25 protein-coding genes are annotated in these 23238 nt (G+C 35.0%); 15 read left to right on the top strand and 10 right to left on the bottom strand.

The genetic code is table 11. The features are described 5' to 3' along the window. The 3 genes from rfaE1 to gmhB are packed head-to-tail and all read right to left on the bottom strand — an operon-like array spanning position 1 to position 2835. Positions 1-1383 (bottom strand): D-glycero-beta-D-manno-heptose-7-phosphate kinase, encoded by a 1383-nt coding sequence (gene rfaE1, locus PF026_RS06085; RefSeq protein WP_270863621.1) that lies wholly within the window; start codon positions 1381-1383, stop codon positions 1-3. Next, a complete protein-coding gene (rfaD, locus tag PF026_RS06080) occupies positions 1376-2347 on the bottom strand; it encodes an ADP-glyceromanno-heptose 6-epimerase (RefSeq protein WP_270863620.1) in 972 nt (323 codons plus the stop codon). The genes rfaE1 and rfaD overlap by 8 nt, the downstream gene beginning before the upstream one ends. Continuing rightward, a complete protein-coding gene (gene gmhB, locus PF026_RS06075; protein WP_270863619.1) occupies positions 2344-2835 on the bottom strand; it encodes a D-glycero-beta-D-manno-heptose 1,7-bisphosphate 7-phosphatase in 492 nt (163 codons plus the stop codon). The genes rfaD and gmhB overlap by 4 nt, the downstream gene beginning before the upstream one ends. A 196-nt stretch (positions 2836-3031) precedes the next feature. Here gmhB and PF026_RS06070 point away from each other — a divergent pair, with 196 nt between their 5' ends. The 4 genes from PF026_RS06070 to luxS all read left to right on the top strand — a co-directional run bounded on the left by PF026_RS06070 (position 3032) and on the right by luxS (position 5259). Next, on the top strand, positions 3032-3352 hold the full coding sequence (locus tag PF026_RS06070; RefSeq protein ID WP_270860528.1) for a DUF2325 domain-containing protein: 321 nt from the start codon (positions 3032-3034) through the stop codon (positions 3350-3352). A 4-nt stretch (positions 3353-3356) separates the two neighbouring features. After that, positions 3357-4088, top strand: coding sequence for a hypothetical protein (locus tag PF026_RS06065; protein ID WP_270863618.1), 732 nt, complete (start codon positions 3357-3359; stop codon positions 4086-4088). An 11-nt stretch (positions 4089-4099) separates the two neighbouring features. Next, complete coding sequence (fldA, locus tag PF026_RS06060; RefSeq protein ID WP_270863617.1) at positions 4100-4591, top strand: flavodoxin FldA; 492 nt, start codon at positions 4100-4102, stop codon at positions 4589-4591. A 167-nt stretch (positions 4592-4758) separates the two neighbouring features. Next, positions 4759-5259: an S-ribosylhomocysteine lyase gene (gene luxS / locus PF026_RS06055; protein ID WP_270863616.1), complete on the top strand. Its 501-nt coding sequence runs from the start codon at positions 4759-4761 to the stop codon at positions 5257-5259. A 108-nt stretch (positions 5260-5367) separates the two neighbouring features. On the opposite strand, the gene PF026_RS06050 is transcribed toward luxS, so the two are convergent. Continuing rightward, complete coding sequence (locus PF026_RS06050; protein ID WP_270863615.1) at positions 5368-5775, bottom strand: hypothetical protein; 408 nt, start codon at positions 5773-5775, stop codon at positions 5368-5370. A gap of 71 nt (positions 5776-5846) precedes the next feature. On the opposite strand from PF026_RS06050, the gene dut reads away from it, so the two are divergent. From dut to PF026_RS06035, 3 genes are all read left to right on the top strand, one after another. Then, on the top strand, positions 5847-6536 hold the full coding sequence (gene dut / locus PF026_RS06045) for a dUTPase (protein WP_270863614.1): 690 nt from the start codon (positions 5847-5849) through the stop codon (positions 6534-6536). Positions 6537-6604: 68 nt separating this feature from the next. Beyond that, entirely contained in the window at positions 6605-7357 is a 753-nt protein-coding gene (locus PF026_RS06040) for an EI24 domain-containing protein (protein ID WP_270863613.1), read from the top strand. Between the two features lie 43 nt (positions 7358-7400). Next, positions 7401-7616, top strand: coding sequence for a hypothetical protein (locus tag PF026_RS06035; protein ID WP_270860536.1), 216 nt, complete (start codon positions 7401-7403; stop codon positions 7614-7616). Between the two features lie 27 nt (positions 7617-7643). Here the strand turns inward: PF026_RS06035 and PF026_RS06030 are convergent, their stop codons facing one another. The 3 genes from PF026_RS06030 to PF026_RS06020 all read right to left on the bottom strand — a co-directional run bounded on the left by PF026_RS06030 (position 7644) and on the right by PF026_RS06020 (position 9092). Further along, on the bottom strand, positions 7644-7958 hold the full coding sequence (locus PF026_RS06030; RefSeq protein WP_270860537.1) for a branched-chain amino acid transporter permease: 315 nt from the start codon (positions 7956-7958) through the stop codon (positions 7644-7646). After that, positions 7955-8617: an AzlC family ABC transporter permease gene (locus tag PF026_RS06025; RefSeq protein WP_270870408.1), complete on the bottom strand. Its 663-nt coding sequence runs from the start codon at positions 8615-8617 to the stop codon at positions 7955-7957. The genes PF026_RS06030 and PF026_RS06025 overlap by 4 nt, the downstream gene beginning before the upstream one ends. A 67-nt stretch (positions 8618-8684) precedes the next feature. Further along, positions 8685-9092, bottom strand: a complete 408-nt coding sequence (locus PF026_RS06020; RefSeq protein ID WP_270860539.1) for an acyl-CoA thioesterase — start codon at positions 9090-9092, stop codon at positions 8685-8687. Positions 9093-9206: 114 nt separating this feature from the next. Between PF026_RS06020 and ciaB the strand changes: the two genes are divergently transcribed. The 4 genes from ciaB to PF026_RS06000 all read left to right on the top strand — a co-directional run bounded on the left by ciaB (position 9207) and on the right by PF026_RS06000 (position 16068). After that, positions 9207-11021, top strand: a complete 1815-nt coding sequence (gene ciaB / locus PF026_RS06015; RefSeq protein ID WP_270863611.1) for an invasion protein CiaB — start codon at positions 9207-9209, stop codon at positions 11019-11021. 22 nt (positions 11022-11043) lie between these two features. Then, the gene (locus tag PF026_RS06010; protein ID WP_270863610.1) at positions 11044-13890 is read left to right on the top strand and encodes a M16 family metallopeptidase; all 2847 of its coding nucleotides are present in this window, start codon (positions 11044-11046) and stop codon (positions 13888-13890) included. A gap of 334 nt (positions 13891-14224) precedes the next feature. Continuing rightward, on the top strand, positions 14225-14830 hold the full coding sequence (locus PF026_RS06005) for a hypothetical protein (RefSeq protein WP_270877187.1): 606 nt from the start codon (positions 14225-14227) through the stop codon (positions 14828-14830). A gap of 260 nt (positions 14831-15090) precedes the next feature. Then, positions 15091-16068: a putative transporter gene (locus tag PF026_RS06000; protein WP_270877186.1), complete on the top strand. Its 978-nt coding sequence runs from the start codon at positions 15091-15093 to the stop codon at positions 16066-16068. 438 nt (positions 16069-16506) lie between these two features. On the opposite strand, the gene PF026_RS05995 is transcribed toward PF026_RS06000, so the two are convergent. The 3 genes from PF026_RS05995 to PF026_RS05985 are packed head-to-tail and all read right to left on the bottom strand — an operon-like array spanning position 16507 to position 20279. Then, the gene (locus PF026_RS05995) at positions 16507-18990 is read right to left on the bottom strand and encodes an efflux RND transporter permease subunit (protein ID WP_270863607.1); all 2484 of its coding nucleotides are present in this window, start codon (positions 18988-18990) and stop codon (positions 16507-16509) included. Further along, positions 18987-19574, bottom strand: a complete 588-nt coding sequence (locus PF026_RS05990; RefSeq protein WP_270863606.1) for a Tgt2/MlaC family protein — start codon at positions 19572-19574, stop codon at positions 18987-18989. Before PF026_RS05990 ends, PF026_RS05995 begins: the two co-directional genes overlap by 4 nt. Positions 19575-19577: 3 nt before the next feature. Continuing rightward, positions 19578-20279: an MlaA family lipoprotein gene (locus tag PF026_RS05985; protein WP_270863605.1), complete on the bottom strand. Its 702-nt coding sequence runs from the start codon at positions 20277-20279 to the stop codon at positions 19578-19580. 269 nt (positions 20280-20548) lie between these two features. On the opposite strand from PF026_RS05985, the gene modA reads away from it, so the two are divergent. The 4 genes from modA to modB are packed head-to-tail and all read left to right on the top strand — an operon-like array spanning position 20549 to position 23236. Next, the gene (modA, locus tag PF026_RS05980) at positions 20549-21301 is read left to right on the top strand and encodes a molybdate ABC transporter substrate-binding protein (RefSeq protein WP_270863604.1); all 753 of its coding nucleotides are present in this window, start codon (positions 20549-20551) and stop codon (positions 21299-21301) included. Continuing rightward, positions 21301-21696: a hypothetical protein gene (locus PF026_RS05975; protein WP_270863603.1), complete on the top strand. Its 396-nt coding sequence runs from the start codon at positions 21301-21303 to the stop codon at positions 21694-21696. Before modA ends, PF026_RS05975 begins: the two co-directional genes overlap by 1 nt. Continuing rightward, a complete protein-coding gene (locus PF026_RS05970) occupies positions 21693-22547 on the top strand; it encodes an ABC transporter ATP-binding protein (RefSeq protein WP_270863602.1) in 855 nt (284 codons plus the stop codon). Before PF026_RS05975 ends, PF026_RS05970 begins: the two co-directional genes overlap by 4 nt. Continuing rightward, positions 22544-23236: a molybdate ABC transporter permease subunit gene (modB, locus tag PF026_RS05965; protein ID WP_270863601.1), complete on the top strand. Its 693-nt coding sequence runs from the start codon at positions 22544-22546 to the stop codon at positions 23234-23236. Before PF026_RS05970 ends, modB begins: the two co-directional genes overlap by 4 nt. Positions 23237-23238: the final 2 nt, after the last annotated feature.

Below are 23238 nucleotides of genomic sequence, written 5' to 3'. Positions count from 1 at the left end.
TTAACCTTTAATTTTATTTATCAAATTTGTTGTGCTTTTGCCTTCAACGAATTCTATCAGTTTCGTTTCCTTAGCAAATTCGCTACCAACCACTTTTTTGCCTGTGTAATCTGCACCTTTTACCAAAATATCAGGTTTTAGGGCTTTGATTAAGTCGTGTGGCGTATCATCGTCAAAAATCACCACAAAATCCACGCATTCAAGAGCTGCAAGCATTTTAGCTCTATCATTTTGCTCATTTACTGGGCGCGGATCGCCTTTTAGAGCTTTTACAGAGCGATCTGAGTTTAGCCCCACAATCAAAATATCGCCAAGCTCTTTTGCTTTTTGCAGATACGAAATATGCCCCACATGCAAAATATCAAAGCAACCGTTTGTAAAAACCACTTTTTTATCTTTTAGATAAAGCCCGAGCAAAGTCGGCAAATCGACGATCTTTCGCTCTAAGCCGATTTTCGTGCTTTTTAGGGCTTCGATTTCGCTCCAAGCAGCATCTGCCGAGCCTACTTTGCCGACCACGACCGCGGCTGCTAAATTTGCAGTTTCTATGGCTTCATCTATGTTTGCTCCACTTGCCAAGCAGTATCCCAAAGTCGCTAAAACGCTATCTCCGGCACCCGTTACATCAAAAACCTCTTTGGCAAGTGCAGGAAAAGAGCGAATTTGCGAATTTTCATCGCATAAAATAATGCCTTCTTCGCTAAGCGTTATAAGACCATATTTTAGAGAGAATTTTTCTTTTAAATTTTGCACGGCTTGATTTATGCTTTGTGATGAATTTAGGTCCGTATCTAGCGCGATTCCTGCTTCTTTTTTATTTGGCGTAAGAAGCGTAGCACCTTTGTATTTTGAATAATCCTTGCCTTTTGGATCGACTAAGACCATTTTGTTTTTAGCCGTAGTTTTGGCAATGATTTCTTGGCATAAATTTTTACTCAAAACACCTTTGCCGTAATCGCTTAGCAAAACTATATCATAGCGAGATAAAATTTCATCAAATTTAGCGATTATTTCAGTGGTGCAGGTTATATCGCAAACGCTTTCGGTATCAACTCTCAAAACCTGCTGGTGAGCGACCATTATGCGTGATTTTTGGCTAGATTTTCGCCCTTTTTCTTTTATGACTAGCTCAGCTTTTGCGCCACGAAGCGAGATTAAATTTAATATCTCTTCGCCAAGGCTGTCGTCGCCGATTACGCTTATGACGCCAACCTGCGCTCCAAGGGCGATCAAATTTGAAACGACATTTCCGCTTCCGCCAAGTCTTTTGTTTTCATTTTGCTTTAAAACGACTTGCACTGGGGCTTCTGGCGAAATTCTATCGCAACTTCCCCAAATATAATGATCTATCATCAAATCGCCGATAACTAGTATTTTAGCCATTTTTCAAACTCTCATGAATTTTAATTATTTCAGGTAGATAATCTTTAATCCCTGCTTCTAGCGTCCATTTTGGCGTATAACCAAGTGAATTTTTAGTCGGCTCAATGTCGGCTTGTGTGAAAAACTGATATTGTGAGCTAAATGGATTTGGGATATATTCGTTGCCGTAACTCGTGCCAAGTTCGTTTTGTAAAATGTCGGCTATGTCTTGGAAACTCCTAGCATTGCCTGTTCCGACATTAAAAACGCCGTTAGTATCTGATTTCATCGCAAGTTCGTTAGCGTTAATAATATCTTTTATATAGATAAAATCTCTAAAAATTTTATCACTTCCGACAAAGAGTTTTGGCGCATTTCCTTTTAAAATTTGAAGCCCAAACCCAAGCACCATTGAAGCGGTTTTGTTTTTGAAAAATTCGCCACCGCCATAGACATTAAAATACCTTAAACCGATAGTTTTGGTGCCAAATTCTTTATCAAATTTCAAAGCCGTTTTATCCATCATAAGTTTGCTAAAACCATAAACATTGTTTGGATTTTCGCATTCAAATACCTTTTGTGGGGCACTAGCATTACCATAAGTTGCCGCTGAACTTGCATAAATGAGCTTTGCATTTAAATCACGCGAAATTTCAAGCAAATCGTAAAATGAGTTTAAATTTACCTTTAAAAGTTCGTCTTGTTCGCTCACTGTGGTATCGGAAATGGCTGCTTCGTGGAAAATAACATCAGGTTTGAAGTGCCTAATTTTTTGCATTGTTTTTTCATCGCAAATGTCGCCACAATAAATTTCCCCGTCAAATCCTAGCAAATTTTTAAAATGCCCGAAACTTCGTAAGTTGCCGTTGCTAAAAGTTTTGTTTGAGCGAAAGCTATCGACCACCAAAACTTCATGTTCAGCCATAAAGTGTTTTGCCAAATTTGAGCCGATAAATCCGCCACCACCTGTGATAACTATTCTCATAAATTATCCTTTATTTTTTCATAAATTTCATATAAATTTGCTCCGTGAATCCCTATTTGATAAGCATTTGCCAAATTCGCATTTTTGGCTGCTTCTATATCGCTAGGCTTATCGCCGATTAAGACCGAATTTTTCGGATCAATTTTAAATTCGCTTATCGCCTGTAAAATCATACCTGCACGCGGTTTTCTGCACTCGCAACCAAATTCAGGGCTATGCGGACAAAAATAAACTTTATCGATAAAAACTGCGTTTTTAGCAAATTCATCAAGCATAAATTTATTTAAATTTTCAAAATCTTCAAGACTATAAAAACCTCTGCCGATACCTGATTGATTTGTAACGATGATAAGCAAAAAACCAAGCTTTTTAAAGCCTTTTAACGCTTCAAAAACGCCGTCGATGAACTTAAAATTCTCAACTTTGCTTACATATCCGCTATCTTCGTTTATAACTCCGTCTCGATCCAAAAAAATAGCCTTATTCATAACGGGTATTTTACTTGAAATTTGATTAAATTTGATTTATTTGATTATATTTTTTGATTTTTTAAAATTTTTATTTGAATTTTTTTTGAGAATATTTATTATAAATTTATTTTATGATATAGAATATCAGTTTAATTTAAAGAAAAAAATTTTATAATATCAATTATCAAATTAAAAATTGAAAAAGGAAAATAAAATGAGAGTTTTGGTTATCGGGGCTGATGAAATAACTCCCATAAAGGCAGTTTTAAGGAATTTAGGCGCAAAAGATATAGAGCACTGGGACGCTAGAAACGAAAATAGGGTAAATCGAAAGCCAATTCCCGCTGGAACTGACTGCGTGGTTATGCTAACAAGTTTTTTAAATCACAACACCATGAAAAAAATTAAAAGTGAAACAAAAAAACTAAAAATTCCGTTAGTTTGCGCTAAAAGAAGCGTTAGCTGCGTGTATTGTGAGTATTGCAAAGTTTTTAATTTAAATCAAGAATTTTCTTGCTCGTCGTGTGCGGAGTAAATTTTTGCAAAATTTACAAAATAGTAGCGAAAAATTCGGCTTTTGCGAAAACGGCGAGTTTGCGCCAAGAATTTTTTCAAATTTGAAAAAAGAGAAAATTTCAGAGATTTTTTTAACGATTTATAATGCAAATGTTGATAAAGATTATAAAATTCCGCCGAAATTTGCAAAAAATTGCACTGCATTAAATCAAATTTTTAGGAATTTTATAACGCACAATTTAGCAAAAAAACCACTAAATTTTAAAAAAATAACCAAATTTTGTGTATCTTCAAATTTGATTATTTTTTCTTTTTTGCAAAATAAACCGCAACCAAATTTGGCAAATTTGCCGAATTTAAAAGTTGCGAAAATAATTTTTTTATTAAGAAGTATGTTTGATTTTGGCATAGAATTTGATGCAAATTATTGTTTTAAAAATTTTGTTTTTGATAAAATCTCGCATAAAAATAAAAACTTAAAAATCACCTTTGATGATGATATTATCGTTATTAAAAAAGATAAATTCAGACTTGGAATTTTGCCAAATTTTAAAGAAATTTCAAATTTAAACACGGAAAATTTTAGCCATGATTTGCAAAATGCACTTTTACAAAAAGGCAAATTCGATATGCTTTATTTAGTTTATCCAAGAAGTGCGAATTTTAGGCGACATATCGAGATAAAAAGCTTCGAATTTGAGCCAAATTTAAAAGTAAAACTTGTTCCATATAGCATAAATAACAAAATTTTTTGAAAGGAAATAAAATGGTAGGAATTATTTTTGGTAGTTCTATGGGGAATACAGAAGACGCCGCAAAGGCGATTTCTGCATGTTTAGGCTTAGAAAACGAGGTGGTAAATGTCGCCGACATAAGTCCTAGCGATTTAAACAAATTTTCATCGCTTATTATAGGAAGCTCGACTTGGAACGACGGCGAGTTACAAGATGACTGGGCGGATTTCGATTTTGACGGACTTGAAGTATCAGGCAAAGTTGTTGCGATTTTCGGTATGGGCGATAGTTCGAGCTATTCGGATGCTTATTGCAATGCAATGGGCGAACTTTACGAAAAATTCGTCGCAAAAGGTGCTAAAATCGTTGGCGCAGTAGCCACCGACGGATATGAATTCGATGATAGTGCTGCCGTAAAAGACGGCAAATTTGTAGGCTTAGCACTTGATAACGACAATCAAAGCGATTTAACGCAATCTCGCATAGAAGCATGGGTAGGGCAGATAAAATCTGAACTTGCATAATTTTTTTTAAACCAAATTTGTGAATTTGCAAATTTGGTTTTTTTAAATTTAGCCACGCAAATTTGCGATGACTATGCCGAATTTTCTGATTAATTTTTTTAAAAATTTATCCTAAAATTTAAAAATTTTTCTGTAAAATACCACAAAAATTTACAAAAGGATTTAAAATGCCGTTACTTGATAGCTTCAAAGTCGATCACACTAAAATGCAAGCTCCCGGCGTTCGCCTAGCAAAAACGATGAAAAGCAAAAAAGGCGACATTATCAGCGTTTTTGATTTGCGTTTTTGCAGACCGAACTACGAAATTTTAGGCGAAAAGGGAATTCACACGCTTGAACATTTGTTTGCAGGATTTATGCGAGAACATCTAAATTCTAGCGAAGTCGAAATAATCGACATTTCGCCTATGGGTTGCAGGACGGGCTTTTATATGAGTTTGCTTGGAAATCCTAGCGAAAGCTCGGTTATTTCGGCGTGGAAGGCTTCTATGAAAGATATTTTAAATGTCGCTTCGCAAAGCCAAATTCCTGAGTTAAATCCGTATCAATGCGGAACGTACAAAATGCACAGCTTAGACGAAGCAAAGCTTATCGCCAAAAACATTTTAAATCGCGGAATTTGCGTGATTAAAAACGATGATATAAAGCTTGATTTATCGCTTTTGTAAATTTGCAAAATTTGATAGCAATTTAAACTAAAATGCCAAGATTTTTCCGAATTTAGCTCTGTTTAAATTGCGTATGCCGGTTGCTTTGCAAAAAAAGCTAGGCTGAATTCAACTTCTTTTCCAAACGATTTTTTTGCCAAAACCAAGAGTATTATCGGTAAATTTTATCCAACATATTTCTATCGTCCAAAGTAGTGGATTTATCGCCTTTGCAAACGGAAATTTGCTAAAATAAATCTTGCTTTCGTTTGAATTTGCTTTTCTCATATTTCCTAAAAACTGCACACCTTTGATTTTGCCGATGATTTTTGTATCAAGAGCAATCGTTCCGCTTACGCTAGAATTCGCCAAAATCGCCTTTATATGCGTAGTATCTTCATCGCACGCAATGACAAAAATTTTTAAATTCTCGTCATAAGCATAAAAGCAACTACACGCATACGGGGCATTTTCGTGCATTACGGCTAGGCTTAAAAGATGTTTTTGTTTTAAAAATTTATCAAATTTTTCACTCATTTTTAGCTCTTTGATTTTAAATATTTAAAAAATTTTATTATAATCTTAGTTTTTAAAAAAAGGAATAAAAAATGCAAAATTTAGCAAAAATAAAAGAAATGTTTTTAATGCAACAACGCCTAAATGACGAAACTAACGGCCTTGGCTGGGAAGATGGATACACAAAAAATGGCAAACTTATCAGCTGGAAAAGGTGCATTTATATGGAGTGCGCTGAGTTGATCGACAGCTTTGCGTGGAAACATTGGAAAAATATTGCTGCACCAATCGATACACACAATGTCGTTATCGAAATCGTCGATATTTGGCACTTTGTGATGAGTTTGGTTTTGGAAAAAAGCCATAAAAATCGCAGTATCGATGAAATCGTCAGCGACATAACGATGATAAGCGGATACGGGGATTTCATCTCTCACGCATACAACATAAATGATTACAATATCTATGAAATTATAAATGATATTGAAATTCTAATCCACCAAACAAGCGGATTTAGTATCGATATTTATGAGCTTTTGACAAATTATTTTAGAGTTGCGCTTAAATGTGGCGTAAATTTAGACATTTTGTTCGAAGTTTATATCGGAAAAAATGTGCTAAATAAATTCCGCCAAGACAACGGCTACAAGGAAGGAACTTACAAAAAATCGTGGAACGGTGTGGAAGATAATGTCGCTCTTGGCGAGATTTTAAAAAAGGGAATTTGTGGCGTTGATGAAATTTATAATGAGCTTCAAAAAAAATATAACGAAGCAAAATAAATTTGCAAAATTTAGCAAATTTTGAGTGTAAATTTTTAAAAGAAATTTAGTAAATTTTAGGAAATTTGATGGGTAAAATTTTTGATATTTCCATAAAAGATTTTTTAACTAAAAAATTTATTTTACTTTCGCTTTTACCGCTTTTGGGCGCTGTTTTGGTGCTTGGGGTTTTAGCATTTTTTGGTGGAAAAGAGGGCTTTGAGAATTTACAAATAGCCATTGCAAACGGTGATTTTACGCTACTTCAAAACTATCCGATAATCTCAAAAATTTTAAATTATAGCATTACAAAATGGATAATCGGAGCGTTTTTTTACATAGCAGGAACCTTTTTGGTGCTGATTTTTTCGGTTATCATCGCCGTTATTATCGCAGGATTTTTAACGCCCGTGGTAACAAAAGAGATAAATTTGCGCCATTATGGTCTCGAAAGGCAAAACGAAGTAAGTTTTTTAAAAGTAGTAAAATTAATGGCTACTTCACTTTTAAAATTTATCGCTATTTTCCTTATTTGCTTGGTTTTTTACTTTGTGCCGATTTTGAATTTATTTGTCATAAATGTGCCGTTTTTTTACCTTTTTTACAAATTTTTACTCATCGATGTGGCGTCAAACTCGCTAAATAAAGAGCGATTTGAAAAAATTTACAAAAAAGGCGGCGGATATAAATTTATGCTAAGCTGTTCTTTGTTTTATCTGCTTTGTTTAATTCCCTTAGTGGGACTATTTTTGCAACTTTTCTTTGTGATTTTTTTAAGTCATATTTTATATCAAAATGAGCAAAAATTGGGCGTAAAAAAGAAATTTAATGAAATTAAATAGTAAATTTGTTAAAATTTTCAAATTTTAAATGAAAGGATTTAAAATGAAACGCGGAAATGTTTATATTTGCAATGTTTGTAGTATCGAAAGTAGCAAGGACAAAGAAGCAGTCTTTATCAAGGCGCACAAAGGCGGCGAAACCGTGCATATTTGCACTGCTTGTTTTCCAAAAATAATCCACGAATCAGCCAAGCTTGTTAAAACAAATCACAGATTAGAAAGCGAATTTTACGAAGAATTTAGAAAAGAAACTGAGTAAAGAGATTTCAAATTTGCATTTGAAATCTCACAAAATTCGAAGTAAAATCATATATAAAATCGTCGGTATCGTGATACTTAGCAAAAAATTGTGCCAAATTTTATGTAAAATAAAAGTTAAAGCCAAACAAAATGCCATAATGGCGCCATTTAAATTTAGATTAAATCCAATTGATTTTAAGCCATAAATCGTCAAAATCGCCATAATAATCAAACCGCTATGTCTTTGCAAATGCGCTAGGGTGCGGTTTTCGCTTTTGCGTTTAAAGATCCAATACGGCAAAAATCGCGTTAGCATAGTAGCAACTCCTGCGACAATCAAATAAGGAAAATATTCGCTCATAAATACCGCCTAAATACCGCTAAAATCGCAGTTGCTAAGATAAGTGAGCCAAATAAAAAGTATTGACTTGGAAATGCAAAAAGTCCGATAAATGCAATTGCAAATCCAAGAGATAGCACTTTGTGGTTTGGATTTGCTTTGAAAAGCTCGTAAGTTAGTATCGCAAAAAGTGCCACAAGGCTAAATTCAACGCCGTCAAATTTCACAGGCAAAATATTTCCAAAAATCGCTCCGAGCGTTACGCCGATTACCCAGTAGCTTTGATCTAAAAGTGCAGTTAGATTAAAAACCAAATTCGTATTTTCGTTTTGGGTTTTTTTGCGAGAAACTAGCAGAGCAAAGGTTTCATCCGTTAAAGCATAGATAAAATAAATGCGATTTTTTAGGCGTTTTATATCATCTAGCAAGGTCATCGTGTAGAAAAAATGTCTAAAATTTAGTAAAAATGAGATTAAGAAAACTTCGATAAGCGTGGCTTTTGCGACTATAAAAGCTACCAAGACAAACTGACCACTTCCTGCATAAAGCATAAAACAAGCAATGACTAAAACCCACGCAGGAACACCGCTACTAGCGCCGTAAATGCCAAATGCAAATCCAAGCGGAATATACCCAAGCATTACAGGAACGGTGCTTTTAAAGATTTCTTTTTTACTCATTTTGATTATTTTGCGTTAGAAAAAAAGTCGCAAATTTGAAAATTTATCCAAATTTGCGATGAGATTTTTAAAATCCCCTAGATCGTTTTAAATCAGGGTCAATTACGATTTTATTTCCTAGCGAATCAACCGCTACATAGGTAACTTCGGCACTTGTTACATGCTGACAAATTCTAGCGTGGCTTTCTTTGCAATATCTCTCAGCTGTTACATTTACGATAACTGTTATCGAAGTTGTTCCTACTTTGATAATTTTTGCATGGCAAACAACCAAATCGCCTATAAAAACAGGCTGTTTAAAAACGACTTCCTTCATAGAAATCGTAACCACTCGTTCAGGTGCAAATTCTTTTGCTGCAACGCTTCCTGCCAAGTCTATTTGAGATAAAATCCAACCACCAAAAATATTTCCTGCCGGATTTGTATCTGAGGGCATAGCGATGATTTTAATAACTGCTTCACCTATATCTTGCATGTTTTTCCTTTATATTTATAAATTTTTGCGACATTGTATCAAAATAATATTAAATGAAAATTACTAAAAAACTCTTAACTAAAAATTTGCTAAAATTACGCAAAAGGATTTGCAATGAACGATTACGAAAAGTTAAATTTGTTAGTCGAAGAGAGCAAGGCTGTGCTCAATGCGCTTTATAAGGACCTGGATAACGATTTTGTTAAAAAAGGCTTGAAAATTTGCGGATTTAGCGGGAGAAAATCGCAAAAAGTCGCTATTTTAAGACGCATTGTTGATTTAAAAGTAGATCCTTTAATGAGCGAATTTAAAAAACTTAGATTTAGTAAAACAAAGTGCGAAAAGTTGCGCGAAGAGATGTATGATTTTACGCGCATGATCCACGAAGATTTGCACAGAGAACTTATAAATAAAATCGGTAAAGCAAAAATTTTAGAAGAATTTTATTTTCAACTTATCATCGGGGTTCATAAAATCGGTCTAATCATCAATGAATTTCAAAAAGACTGGCAAAAAAGGATAATCGATACGACAAATAAAAGAATTGCTGCTAAGTTTTCAAATTTTAGCGACGCAAAAAAATTTATTTCTGAAAATAGACTCTATCAAAAAACCCCAAGAGATGAGATTTGCGACCGTTCTTATGGTGCAGTTGTAGAAAATGAAGGAAGATATAGATTTGTGCCGTATGCGGTTGCATTTAAAAGCCAAGTTTTGCGTATAGAACACGCATTTGAAATAGTTTTAGCTAAGCTTAGCGAGTTAGAAAATTGCGCAGAACATAGAGCCTACATAACTTACTTGGTAAAATTAAAAGAAGCATTTTTGCAAACCGATAATGACAAGGTTATCGGTGCATGGCGAGATGCAGAAATAGCGTGGATGGATATAAAAACTCCGATTCAAATAGGACATCCGCTTGAATATTACGAAGATATTTACACGCACGCAGTGGCGTTGGAGTGGGACATTCGCCTTGCAAGGGCGTCTAAATTTGACGGGGATAAATTTAAAGCCCAAACCAAAGAGACATTTGATAAAATTTACAAAAAAATTGAAGCAAACAACCAAATAATGCACTCTTTGGTGAATTCAAACATAGATAAAACGCAACTTTATATCTCAACTCCGATGATTTACTATGGGGCTGATTTAAACGGACTTTTTTCAGCCCAAGTCGTGCCAAATGACGAATTTGTAAGCTCAAACTGCGGTAAAAAAATCTTTGCGTTTGTGGATTTTGTTTATGAAAATGCAAAAGCAAGACCGTTTATGAAGCTAACTAGCGAAATTTTCGATAAGACTTATCTAAATTTTGGTAGGGCGATTTTGTTTAAACATCCTGAAATTTGGCGTAGAGTTTATGAAATTTCGACTATCGGGCATGAATTTGGACATATATTTTTCATCGATGAAGATACCGAAAATTTGATGAATAAAAGCGGAGTTTTTAAATATATAGAAGAATACAAAGCCACCACGGGCGGACTTATGAATTTCTTTTTGCACGAAGAAGATAGCCTAAAAATGGCAGTTTTAGACGAGCTTATTCGCCGAAGTGTGAGTTTGATTGCTTGGCAAAGGGTCGATGATGTCAAGGCGTATTATTGCGAGAGTTTAATCCATCTAAGTGTTCTTTTTGATAGTGGTGTTTTAAACTTTTTAGAAGGAAAATTGCTTTTAAATTTTAGCAAAGAAAGTTATGAAAATTTTAAGAAAAAATGTATTAGCAATTATGAAAAACTAGCGAAAATTTATGCTTATAAAGTCGATGCTAAGAAGTTTTTGAGCGAATTTACCATTATGGAAAACGGATATTATTTTCCAAAAGATGAAAAAGTGCGAGAATTTGTAAAATTTTATTACAAACGCCACGAAGAAATCGGCAACGAAACCGACGATAGTGGCGAAAGAGAAAAATGGATTTAAATTTTAAAACAAAGCGGTGGGTATGAAAAAAATTATTTTTATTTTAGCGATTTGTCTGTTTTTTGGTGGTTGTAAAGATAGTGAAAATTCCACAAAAAACGGGCAAACGCCAGATTTGCAAAAGCAAGAAATAACGCAAAATGCGAATTCGCAAGTTAAAAGCGATGAAAATTTACGAAAAACTAGCGAAAATGAAGCACTAAATTTAGATAGCGACATTAAAACAGGAAGCCTTGAAAATGGCCTAAAATACTACATTTTAGCTAATGACAATCCAAAAAATTCGGCATATTTTTATCTCTGCATAAAAGCAGGCAGTATCGACGAAAACGAAAACGAGCAAGGTTTAGCGCACTTTGTCGAGCACATGGCATTTAACGGAAGCGAACATTTTAGCAAAAACGAATTAATCCGAAAACTAGAAAGCTTGGGCGTTAAATTTGGAGCTGATTTAAATGCGATGACAAGTTTTGAAAGCACGACCTACAATGTCCAAATCAGCGTAAATGACGAGAATTTAAAAAGCGTTTTTTTGGTGCTTAAAGATTGGGCTGGGGGCTTAAAATTTGACGAAGAAGAGATAAAAAAAGAAAGCGGTGTGATTCTCGAAGAAGCCAAACGAGATGTCGGCACTAGGCTTTATGAAAAAAGGGCTGAGTATATTTATCCGGGCAGTATCTATGCAAAACGCTTCCCGATAGGCAAAAACGAAATCATCGCAAATGCAGATCGTGCTACGCTTTTGGGATTTTACAAGCGTATGTATCAGCCAAAATTTATGAGCGTGGTTGTCGTGGGCGACATAGACGAAGCAAAGACCCAAAATTTGATAAAAGAGTATTTTAGCGATTTAAAAAACGCGGACGAACCGATACGAGCCGATAAAACGCTAACGCCGTTTAAGGGCGGTTTTGCAAATTTGGTCGAAAAGGAAAGCGGGGCAAATTTGATAAATATTATGTTTGCTGATACATACGAGCCGTTAAATTCGCTATCTGCACTTCGCAAGGCCTATCTAAAACGCTACATTTCCACACTTTTATCGGTGAGCTACGATAAGTTAAATATCACGCTTAAAAGCCCTATAAAAGGCAATTTTAGCTCAGGCGATTTGTTTAGGCAAAGGGTGCTAAACTCATTTTCGGCAAATATCATCGATAATGACACAAACGCAACGCTGGGTAGCCTATTTTCGGCGATTAAAGGTGTAAGAGAGTTTGGTTTTAGCAAAGATGATTTTGAAAGTGTAAAAAAAGAATTTTTAAAACAAAATTTAAGCGAATTCCAGCGTTCGGATACGCAGGTGCAGGGCGTTTATGGAATTTTGAATTTTATCTATGAAGACACGATTAAACTTAGCAAAAAGGATAAATTCGAACTTGGCGAAAATTTGCTAAATTCTATCACCCTTAAAGAGATTAACGAGCATTTTAAAACTATTACAAACGGCGATAAATTCGTCGAATTCATCACACCTGAGCCATTAAAAATCACGCAAAGCGAGATTGATAAAATTTACGAAAATGCAACGCCTTATGATTTTAGCAAAGATTTGGCTATGCAAAGTGTTTTGCTAAGCGAAATTCCTGCAAAAATCGCACCTAGCAAGGACGAATTTGACAAAGAAAACGAAATTTATATTTTGGAGTTTGAAAACGGCGCAAGGGCGATTTTAAAGGACATTAAAACGATAAAAAATCAGATAAATTTTTTAGCCGTTAAAAAGGGCGGAAAGACAAATTTTTCTAGCAAACAACAAGCAGGGATTGCCCTAGCCGTGCTAAATTCAGGCACTATCGGGGATTTTGGCAAATATGAAAGCGCAAAGCTTACAAGCGGATTTACTTATTCGCTAAAAGTCGGTATAAACGATACGCAAACCACTTTTAGCGGGAATTCTTCAAGCGATAATTTTGAGAATTTATTGCAAGAATTTTTTATCAAATTTAACAATCCAAAACTGCACGAGAGCGAATTCGAACTTTATAAACAAAGAGCCAAAACCGACATAGCTAAACGCAACGAAACGAGCGGTTACCGCTTTTCAAAAGAGATTTTAGAAAATTTTTATAACGGAAACGAAAGGGCGATGCCACTTGAAATTAGCGACCTTGACGGGGCTAATTTAAGCGACTTGCAAAAAATCGCAGATGAGAGTTTTAAAAACGCAGGAGAGTTTTTATTTGTGATTTCAGGGGACTTGGAAATTCCTAAAACAAAGGATTTGCTAGGAATTTATGTGGCAAATTTAAAAGGCGAAAAAACGCAAAGCATAGCCAAAGATGACGGACTAAGGGCTAAAAAAGGCGTTTTTGGAATAGAAAAAGACTACGGCGATAGCGATAAAAGCGAAGTTAGCGTGATTATCCAAAATGACGAAATCACCGAATTTAGCGTGGAAAATGTGCGAAAATTTAATATTCTAAAAGATGTCATAAGGGCTGAAATTTTGGAAAAAATCAGAGAAGAAAAAGGGCAAATTTACTCAGCTAGCGTGGGTGGCGAGTTTGAAAATGAGCCGTATCAAAACGCACATTTAAGCATAAATTTTTCGTGTAAAAAAGATGACGCAAAGCTCGTAGTTAGCGAACTTAGAGAGATTTTAGATAGCATTAAAAAAGACGGCGTAAAAGAGAGTGTTTTAGAAAACGCAAAAAAGGCAAAAATTCTCTCTATCAAGCGAAACGCACAAAATGCGCCATTTTGGATAGCGAATTTAAGCGGATACGGACTTTGGGGCTTCCCGATTTACAATGAGAGCAAATATGAAAAAAGCATAAATTCTATCACAAATGACGATATAAAGGCGATTTTGAGCCTAGTTGATACGGGCAATTTTTTCACAGCGATTTTAAATCCGAAAAATTAAATTTTCATCACTTCGTATCGCTTTTGGCGATACGAAATGAATTTGCTAGAATTTGTCATTGTAAATTTGCTTAATTTGTCATTGCTTCGACCACTTTGTGGTCTGGCAATGACAAGAAATTAAACATAAAAGGAATAAATTTTTGGAAAACTTTGAAAACTGGAATAAAAATGTAAGAAATAAAAATTCAAATGAAAATTTAAGTCAAAGAGATTACGACAAAGAGCCGATAATAATCAAAAATCCTTATGAATTTTTTCTTGCAAATTTGTTCTTTTTTTCGCATACTGGAACATTTTTTATTTTAGGAATTTATGCAAATTATGCAGGTTATATGCAATTTTTTGAAATCAAAAATATCTATATATGGCTTTTTTGTGGATTTTGGACTTTGCATATTGTAGCTACTTTTTATTACTACATTATTAAAAATAAATGTGAAACCAAATTTACAAATAAAACGATTGAATTTATAGTAAATGGGGAAGTTAAAAGAGTAAAAAAATTAAGTGAATTAATACCATTTGAAAGAACATTTAATCTTAGAGTTTATGCACCAATTGCCACTATTATCATGCATTTAATAATTATTTTTGGAGTTATATTGGGTGAAATTATGGGTGCGAAAATATTTTGGTTTTTTATAGCATATCATATTATTTGTTTTTGTTTAAATTTTTTATTTAAATTTATTTTTCATTTGGTCTTAGGTGGAAATTTAAAAGAGTTTTCATTATTTCCAGCTATTACAATTTATCATTATGAAGTTTTGGCTTCTGCATTTAGCCAAGCAGGTTCTTTTGAGTGGAACGATATGCGTGGTAAATTTCACATGCTTTATATTATTAAACACCAAGACTATTTAGAATTACAAAAATATTTTTCTGATAAGAAACATATTAATTTAAATTCGGTTAAAAAGAGCTTTTTAGCTATTTAACCAAACAAAGGAGACATAATAAGTAGAGAAACAGTTGCTCAAATCGAGCTAGACAATGCGGAAGTATCGTAGAGCTGGTATCATTGCCACAATAATAGATAATTAAGGGATTAAAAATAATAAATTTTTAAGTTGATTTTTTTACATTTTTTAATATTAAATTCAAATCAAATTCTCAAATTTGCTTGATTTTGCTTTAAATTGCACTTTAATATCAAATTTGCTAAAATCTCGCTTTTATAAATTTACAAAGGTAAAAAATGTTTGCTTCATTTTTCAAAAGCAAAAAGTGGCGGTTTTTAGCTTACGCAGGGCTTATTTGCATTATTTTGCTAAATTATTATCAAACTACGCTAAATGTCAAACTCAACGAGTGGTATCGCACATTTTACGATATGGGCGGTGAGATCGACAAGCACACAATCGACGATTTTTACGAGCAAATGCTTGTCTTTTTGCAGATTGCCTTGCCGTTTATCGTGGCGATTGTCATCGAACGCTATCTAACCAGAGTTTGGGTTTTTAAGTGGCGTGAAGCGATGACATTTACCTATATCACGCACTGGCGAAAGGTCAAGCATGACATCGAGGGTAGCTCACAACGGATTCAAGAAGATATTTATCGTTTCACAAGGACGCTTGAAGAAATCGGCGTGAAAATCATCTATGCGTTTATGACGCTGTTTGCGTTTATCCCCATTTTATGGGGGCTAAGCTCAGGTGTAAATATACCTTATATCAAAGATATTCCGGGTTCGCTTGTTTGGGTTGCTTTGGTGGTCAGCGTGGGCGGGTTAGCCATTTCGTGGCTGGTTGGCTGGTATTTGCCACGCCTTGAATACAACAACCAAAAGGTCGAAGCGGCATTTAGAAAAGAGCTTGTTTTCGCCGAAGAAGATAAGCAAAACTACGGCGGCGAAGAGAAAATTCAGACACTTTTTGACAAGCTAAAACACAACTATCATAAGCTATTTTTGCACTATTTGTATTTTGATACTTGGCTTCATACTTACTCGCAAGTGCTTGTCATCGTGCCGTATCTCATCATGGGTCCGGGGCTTTTTATGAAGCTTATCACTTTTGGGGTACTAATCCAAGTTAGCAACGCATTTAACCAAGTCCGCCAAAGTTTCAGCGTTTTTACAAATAACTGGACGACGATAACAGAACTTCGCTCCATTTATATGCGACTTAGCGAATTTGAGAAAAATATTGGGTATGACGGAAAAGTTGCCTAAAATTTGTGAATTTGCAAATTTAAAAATTCAATCAAATTTGGTATTGTTATTATTTTTTTAAATTTAGTTATTTTGAAAGTTGCTTTTTAAGGGGGAAAGGGGCTGACTTGCGAAGCGCCCCTTTCCCCCTTAACAACCCCCAAACCCTGCACGCTAGGAGTGGCAAATTTAAAAAAGCTTTCGCTTTTTTAAATTTGATTTTATGAAAAATTTGCTAACGCAAATTTTTGAATTGAGTTGTTTTGTAAATTTAAACATTGGCGATTGCTTCGAAAACTTCGTTTTCTCGCAATGACAATGGATACAAAATAATTCAATGAAAATTTGATAAATTTATGCCGACGATTTTGCGTGTTTTGCAGTAAATTTCGAACGAGATAAGGCTGGTATGCCTATCGAGTGAGAAATTTACAAAATCACGCAAAAGCTAGGCTCATTTCAATTCGCCAAACCCTTTTTACCAAAGGTTAAGATTAGCGACGGTAGTATTATCAGCGCCCCAAGCAGCAACAACGCCATAACCAAATCAATCAAAAGCCCAAAATAAATCGTCGGCCAAAAGTTGCTAATAGACATAACGCTAAATCCCAAAATAACGGCAAATGAAGTGTAATACATAGCATAACCGATACTTTTGTGGCTATTTAGCACGGCATTTTGCGCCGAATTTGAAGCGATTTCTTGTTTGTAGCGATGAATGTAGTGGATAGAGTTATCAACGCCCATTCCTATGCTAATAGCGGCAATCGTGATACTCATAATATCAAGCGGAATTCCAAGCAGCCCCATAATGCCAAAACCAAGCGACAACGGGATTAAATTTACAACTATCGCCATAAGCGCAAATTTAAGGCTTCTAAAAATCACTATAAATATCGCAAATAGCACCAAAAGCGTGAAACTAAGTGTGCCAAACTGCGAGCTTACAAGGCTTTGAAGCATATTATTATAAAGCACCATTACGCCACTGACCTGCACACTTACGCCGTCGTTTGCGAGTAAATTTTGCAAATTTGCGTTAAGATTTTTTAAAAACTCATTTCTGCGTAAATTTTTGTCGCTATCGATTGTCCTAACGGCAAAATGCGCTTCGTTTGCTTCTATGTTGATATATGGGCTAAGTACCATTTTTCGGTAGTTTTCAGGCAGTTCGTTATACATAACGGCAAGCATAAAATCATCAAGCTCTTTGCCGTCATTTAAATTTTTGCCGATTTTTAGCAAAGTCGAAAGCGAACCCACATTTCCGATAAATTCTTGCTCTTTTAAAAAATCGTGCGTTTTGTTGATGATTCGCATTTTATCGCTACTAAACCAATACTGGGCTTTGTTTTGATTTTCGGCAAACTCAGCTTCAAATTCGTCAAATTCATCATCTCCGCTTTGCGAAATTTGCGAATTTTGTGCTGAATTATTGCCAAATTTAATAACGACATCAAGCGGAACCGTGCCGCCAAGCTCTTTATCGATTACCGCCATACCGCCGTAAATTTCGGTGCTTTCTTTAAAGTATCCGATGAAGCTGTTTTCGACTTTTAGCTTTGAAATGCCAAATAATCCAACACAAACGCTAGTAACGCAAACGGCGTAGATAGCCTTTCTGTGATTTATGGCTAAATTCGCGCAAAATTCGGTAAATTTAAAATGCTCTTCAAATTTACGCTCAATCGGCGTTTTTTTAGTCAGCAAAATGATGGAAGAAAACAGGACAAATGCCGTAATCAGCGAGATAGCAATGCCAACACTCATCATAATACCAAGCGAAATGACAGGCTTAATGTCGCATAAAATCAGCGAGAAAAATCCGACAATGGTCGTGAAAATGGCGAAAAAGCATGGTTTTGCGCGATCTTTTAAAACCGCATAAACAAGCTGATTTTGCGTGAAATTTGGAAATTTGCTTAAATATTCTCTATAAGATACGATTAAATGTATGCAAACTGAAACCGTGATGATGAGTTGAAGTGCGATATAATTTGAGCTAATAACCGTAACTTCAAATCCCAAAAATCCAAACAAGCCACTAGCCAAAAGTGCGCTATAAACGCATATCACAAGGGCGATTAGGACGAATTTGAGCTGACGGAAAAAGAGCCAAAAACAAAAAAGCAAAAGCAAACAGCTCAAAACGCCGTAAGTGCCAATGTCGTTTCGCACAAAATTCATCATATCATCAGCAATTAGGTTCATACCGCCCAAAAATAGGCTCTCTTTTAAGCCGTCGTTTTTATATTTTGCGACGACGGCACGAATTTGCGCTAGGTCGTCGTGTTCTTTTATGCGATTGGCGTCGCGGTAAATTTTAAATTCCTTATTTAGCTCTACCAGCTCGATTTTTTCGTCATTTGTGATTGTGGAATTTAGCTCTTTTTTGGATAGTATTTCTTTTTTTTGTAAAAATTCGTCATATTTTAAATTTGGCTTTAAATTTATCATTATGGCTGTGGTTTTAAGATCACTGCTAACCAAATTTGAAGCATACAACGGGCTAGTTTCAAACTCACGCCTTGCCATTTTAATGTCGGTATCATTATCATCAAGGGTCGGAATATGCGATATGAGATCTGAAATTTGCTGATTTTCTTTATTTTGCAAAAGCGGAACGCTCGTAATATCTAAGACACTATCAACAAAGTCAAATTTGCGAATTTCATTTGAGATTGCACGGATTTTATTTAACGAATTTTGGCTTAGCAAATCGCCGTTTGGAGTGTAAGCAATAACCAAAAAATTCGGGCTTTCGTAGCGTTTTGAAACTTCACGCCAAATTTCTAAATCTATGTCATGCTCTAAAAGCAAAGTTTGGCTTGAAGCATCTATTTCAAGTTTGGTTGAATAATATGCAAAAAAGAGTGTCAAAGCCGTAAAAATCGCTAATACGGCTTTGGGAAAATTGACTAAAATTCTAAAAATTTGGCTCATTTGCTATCTGGCAAATTTGTTTGGCTTAGTCTTTTTAAAAGCTCGTCAAAACTTACATTTTCGACGACATCGCCAAACTGCGAGCGGTAAGTTTGCACTAAGCTAATCCCCAAAATATCGACATCGTAAATACGCCAGTCGTTTTCGCTTGGAAAAAATTTAAAATCAATCGGATAGTTTTTATCTTCGCCGATGATTTCGGTTTTTAGATAAACCCTTTTTTCATTTGGCTCTGTTGCGTTTATGACTTTCATCTCTTGGTTTGTGTAAAGGGCAAGTTTGTCGATAAAAGTTTGTTTTAGGTGTGCTTCGTAAGCTTCGTTAAATTTAGCCACTTGCTCCGGCGTTAGGCTCTTATAATGCTTTGAAAGCGAAAGTTTTGCCATAGTTTTGTAATCAAAAAGCGAGTCAAAAAGGGCAAAAATTTGCTTTGGCTTGTTTTCTTTTGAGATTGCACTATCTTTTAAAATCGAAACAGCGTTTGCAACTTTGTCGCTCATAACAGGCTTAATCTCACTTTTATCGATCGCAAAAGCAAAAGCGTTTAGGCAAAAAATTGCTAGGATAATTTTTAAAATTTTCATTTTTTACTCCTTTATTAGGTAATTTCGTCTTTGCTCGTAAGAATCGCGCAAAAACGGATAAAGATCAACAACGCCTTTTTTGATATTTTCGTATTGATCAGGATCTAGTGAAAATTCGTTAAATTTATTAAATACATTTAGCCCAAGAGCCGTGCCGTCGTCGTGGATATAATTAACAGGATTTGTAAAATAATCCCCAACTAGACCAAATGTGTCTCTTAGGTTGCTAGGTCCTAAAATTGGCCAAACTATATGAGGACCGGCAGGAATTCCCCAAAAACCAAGTGTTTGACCGAAGTCTTCATCGTGTTTTGGGATATTAAAATGCTTTGTAGCAGCATCACTAAGTCCGGCAAAACCTATGGTTGTATTTATCAAAAATCGTTTTGTCTCATCCCAAGAATTTGCAAATTTGCCCTGTAAAAGGTTATTTACTAATCTCATCGGATACATAAGATTGTCAAAAAAATCGCTAAATGCGCCTTGAATGGGATCTGGCATTACAAAATCATAGCCTATCGCCAAAGGTCTTACTAAATAGCCGTAAAATGCGTCATTTACATTTGTCATAACGCGATTATAGCCTGAGAGCGGATCAAAAACCTGCGTAGTGCCAAATTCGCTTTCGAATTCGTCAAATTCGGCTTCGTTTGGGTTAGCAAAAAGGGTGCCAAGACAAAGTAAAAAGGCAAATGCAAATTTCAACTTTTATCCTTATTTTTGAATTTAAAAAAACTTCAAATTCTATAAATTTAAAGCTTTTTTGTCAATATTAAAGCGACATTGTAGCATTTTTTTAGAAAATAAATGTTAATTTTTGATTTATAAAAGTATATTTCAAATTTCCCTTATTATATATAAAATTATATAATATTAATTAAAATCCTTTTATATAATAATTTTAATAAAATTAAGTTATATAAAAGCATACATAATATAAAATCGATTTTACAATTTTTATAAGGAGAATAGAAATGAAAATTTCTGCAAAATCACTATTTTTAGGTCTTTTAGTGGGCGTCCTAGCAAACGCGGGAGAAGTTAGTATTGCAGCAGCTGCAAATACTACTTATGCATTTGATGAGATTAAGGCTGAATTTGCCAAAGCCCATCCAGAGATTACGCTAAATGTGAGCCTTGGTGCAAGTGGTGCTTTAAGCACACAGATTAAAAACGGAGCTCCGTTTGACATTTTTATGGCAGCAGATATGGACTTTGCGAACAATCTTTTCAAAGACGGATTTGCCATAAATGAAGCCGTAACCTACGCAAAAGGCAAAGTTGCTATGTTTAGCGTTAGAGATCTAAATTTAACACAAGGTTTGGAAGTTTTAAAAGATGAAAAGGTAAAATCAATCTCAATCGCAAATCCAAAAACCGCTCCTTATGGCGCTGCAAGTGTGGCTGCCTTTGAAAAAGCAGGAATTTATGATACAATCAAAGCCAAAATCGTAGAAGCAAAATCAATCGGCGATGCGCTTTCACAAGCTATGAGCGCAGCCGATGTGGGTTTTGTGGCGGCTAGTTCTATGTATTCGCCAAAAATGGCAGAGTATAAAGAAGGTGTAAATTTCGTGCTTGTTGATAGCTCGCTTTACGACCCTATCGCACAAGGCATCGTAATCCTTAAAAAAGCCGAAAACAACGCCGAAGCAAAGGCTTTTTATGATTTTATCTTAGGCGAAAAGGGTAAGGAAATTTTTGCCAAATATGGATATGATTTTTAATGATTGAAGCAAAAGTAGAAGAAATTAACGAATTTAAGGGTATAAACGCCCTTAAATTCGGTGCTAAATTTGGAAAACTAACTATGGTTAGTTTAGAAATTCCTGCAAATTTATCGATAAATTCGCGCGTAAAGCTTGGATTTAAAAGCTCGGAAGTGATTTTAAGTCTAGAAAAACTTCAAAATTGTTCTTTAAGCAATGAAATTGGTTGTATTATCCAAAATATCGCTGTTGGCGAGATTTTAAGCGTAGTAAATTTAAAAGCAATAAATTCAGACGATATTTTTGAAAGTATAATCACAACTGCATCTGCAAAAAGGTTAAATTTAAGCCAAAATTTGCAAATTTACGCCTATATAAAGGCGACTTCGCTGTTTATCGATGGGGTTTTATGATTAGTATAAATTGCGTTAAAAAATTTGGCGATAAATTTAAAATCGAAGCAAATTTGCAAATTCCAAAAGGCAAAATTGCATGTTTTTACGGCAAAAGCGGAAGCGGGAAAACGACACTTTTACGCCTAATCGCAGGTTTCCAAAAGGCTGATAGCGGAGAGATAATAAACGGCGAAATAACGCTATTTGACGATAAATTTTTTATGTCGCCGCAAAAAAGACAAATCGGATTTTTATTTCAAGATTACGCGCTTTTTGAAAATATGAGTGTCATAAAAAATTTGCTTTTTGCAAAAAATGATCCCCAAAAAGCAAACGAACTTTTAAATTTATTAGAGATTGGGGATCACGCAAATTCGCAAATTTCCGAGCTTTCAGGTGGTCAAAAACAGCGCGTCGCACTAGCAAGAGCATTGATGCAAGATCCAAAAATTCTGCTTTTAGATGAGCCATTAAGTGCGCTTGATAACACAATGAGAAACAAAATTCAAGATTATTTGCTAAAAATTCATCAAATTTATAAACCCACGATAATCATCGTCAGCCACGATGTTAGCGAGATTTATAAGCTTTGCGATATAGTTTTTGAGATTGAAAACGGACGAGTTATAAAAAGCGGAACGCCAAGCGAAGTTTTTTTAAAAACGCTTGGTTCGCAAAAGTTTTCGTTTTTAGGAAAAATCGTTGAAATTTCGCAAAAAGACAGCGTTTTTGTGGCAGTTGTCGCTGTTGGAAATCAGCTTTGCGAAGTGGTTTTGAGTGAATTTGAAGCTAAGAATTTGCAAGTTGGAGATGAAGTAAGTCTAAGCACAAAGGCGTATTTGCTAAATTTAAAAAAGGTAGAAAAATGATAGAAACGCTTTTAAAACTCGATTACACACCGTTTTGGGTTTCGTTAAAACTATCTTTTATCACCACTTTGATTTTATTTATCTTGGTTTTGCCGTTAGCTTATTTTATGGCATATCGCGATTTTAAGGGGAAAAATGCACTTGAAGCTGTGATTTCACTGCCGCTTGTTTTGCCGCCGTCGGTGCTTGGATTTTATCTTTTGGTTTTTTTATCGCCTTACTCGTTTTTTGGCAAATTTTTTGATGAAACCTTTGGAATTCGTTTAGTTTTTAATTTTAGCGGTTTAGTCATCGCAAGTTGCATTTATTCGCTTCCGTTTATGTTTCAGCCTTTGGTTTCGGGCTTTCGAAGCCTAAATAAAAATTTGATCGAAGCTAGTTATTCGCTCGGAAAAGGTCGATTACAAACGCTTTTTAGGGTTGCTTTACCGTCTATTAAACCATCGCTTTTAACGGCGCTTGTGATAAGTTTTGCTCACACAATGGGCGAATTTGGCGTAGTTTTGATGATAGGCGGAAGTGTTAGTGATAAAACAAAGGTCGCAAGTATCGCTATTTATGAAGCTGTTGAGTTGTTGGATTTTCGCTTAGCGCACATTTATGCGGGAATTATGCTTATAATTAGCTTTTGCGTTTTGTTTGCGGTTTATTTTTTAAATTCGAAAAAAGCAAAATTCACAAGCCTTTAAAA

Source organism: Campylobacter sp. CS_NA3, from assembly GCF_027797495.1.
In the GTDB taxonomy this organism is placed as follows: domain Bacteria; phylum Campylobacterota; class Campylobacteria; order Campylobacterales; family Campylobacteraceae; genus Campylobacter_B.
The sequence above is the reverse complement of the archived record's forward strand: the minus strand, read 5'-3'. Positions and strand labels throughout refer to the sequence as shown.

Excerpts from the sequence above, each read along its gene's own strand:
- PF026_RS06025 (WP_270870408.1), bottom strand. The coding sequence starts at position 8,617 with ATGAGTAAAAAAGAAATCTTTAAAAGCACCGTTCCTGTAATGCTTGGG.
- rfaE1 (WP_270863621.1), bottom strand. The coding sequence starts at position 1,383 with ATGGCTAAAATACTAGTTATCGGCGATTTGATGATAGATCATTATATT.
- fldA (WP_270863617.1), top strand. The coding sequence starts at position 4,100 with ATGGTAGGAATTATTTTTGGTAGTTCTATGGGGAATACAGAAGACGCC.
- PF026_RS05990 (WP_270863606.1), bottom strand. The coding sequence starts at position 19,574 with ATGAAAATTTTAAAAATTATCCTAGCAATTTTTTGCCTAAACGCTTTT.
- PF026_RS06035 (WP_270860536.1), top strand. The coding sequence starts at position 7,401 with ATGAAACGCGGAAATGTTTATATTTGCAATGTTTGTAGTATCGAAAGT.
- PF026_RS06010 (WP_270863610.1), top strand. The coding sequence starts at position 11,044 with ATGAAAAAAATTATTTTTATTTTAGCGATTTGTCTGTTTTTTGGTGGT.
- ciaB (WP_270863611.1), top strand. The coding sequence starts at position 9,207 with ATGAACGATTACGAAAAGTTAAATTTGTTAGTCGAAGAGAGCAAGGCT.
- PF026_RS06040 (WP_270863613.1), top strand. The coding sequence starts at position 6,605 with ATGGGTAAAATTTTTGATATTTCCATAAAAGATTTTTTAACTAAAAAA.
- PF026_RS06030 (WP_270860537.1), bottom strand. The coding sequence starts at position 7,958 with ATGAGCGAATATTTTCCTTATTTGATTGTCGCAGGAGTTGCTACTATG.
- PF026_RS06005 (WP_270877187.1), top strand. The coding sequence starts at position 14,225 with ATGCAATTTTTTGAAATCAAAAATATCTATATATGGCTTTTTTGTGGA.
- PF026_RS06070 (WP_270860528.1), top strand. The coding sequence starts at position 3,032 with ATGAGAGTTTTGGTTATCGGGGCTGATGAAATAACTCCCATAAAGGCA.
- PF026_RS05970 (WP_270863602.1), top strand. The coding sequence starts at position 21,693 with ATGATTAGTATAAATTGCGTTAAAAAATTTGGCGATAAATTTAAAATC.
- PF026_RS06050 (WP_270863615.1), bottom strand. The coding sequence starts at position 5,775 with ATGAGTGAAAAATTTGATAAATTTTTAAAACAAAAACATCTTTTAAGC.
- modA (WP_270863604.1), top strand. The coding sequence starts at position 20,549 with ATGAAAATTTCTGCAAAATCACTATTTTTAGGTCTTTTAGTGGGCGTC.
- luxS (WP_270863616.1), top strand. The coding sequence starts at position 4,759 with ATGCCGTTACTTGATAGCTTCAAAGTCGATCACACTAAAATGCAAGCT.
- PF026_RS06000 (WP_270877186.1), top strand. The coding sequence starts at position 15,091 with ATGTTTGCTTCATTTTTCAAAAGCAAAAAGTGGCGGTTTTTAGCTTAC.
- modB (WP_270863601.1), top strand. The coding sequence starts at position 22,544 with ATGATAGAAACGCTTTTAAAACTCGATTACACACCGTTTTGGGTTTCG.
- dut (WP_270863614.1), top strand. The coding sequence starts at position 5,847 with ATGCAAAATTTAGCAAAAATAAAAGAAATGTTTTTAATGCAACAACGC.
- rfaD (WP_270863620.1), bottom strand. The coding sequence starts at position 2,347 with ATGAGAATAGTTATCACAGGTGGTGGCGGATTTATCGGCTCAAATTTG.
- PF026_RS05995 (WP_270863607.1), bottom strand. The coding sequence starts at position 18,990 with ATGAGCCAAATTTTTAGAATTTTAGTCAATTTTCCCAAAGCCGTATTA.
- PF026_RS05975 (WP_270863603.1), top strand. The coding sequence starts at position 21,301 with ATGATTGAAGCAAAAGTAGAAGAAATTAACGAATTTAAGGGTATAAAC.
- gmhB (WP_270863619.1), bottom strand. The coding sequence starts at position 2,835 with ATGAATAAGGCTATTTTTTTGGATCGAGACGGAGTTATAAACGAAGAT.
- PF026_RS06020 (WP_270860539.1), bottom strand. The coding sequence starts at position 9,092 with ATGCAAGATATAGGTGAAGCAGTTATTAAAATCATCGCTATGCCCTCA.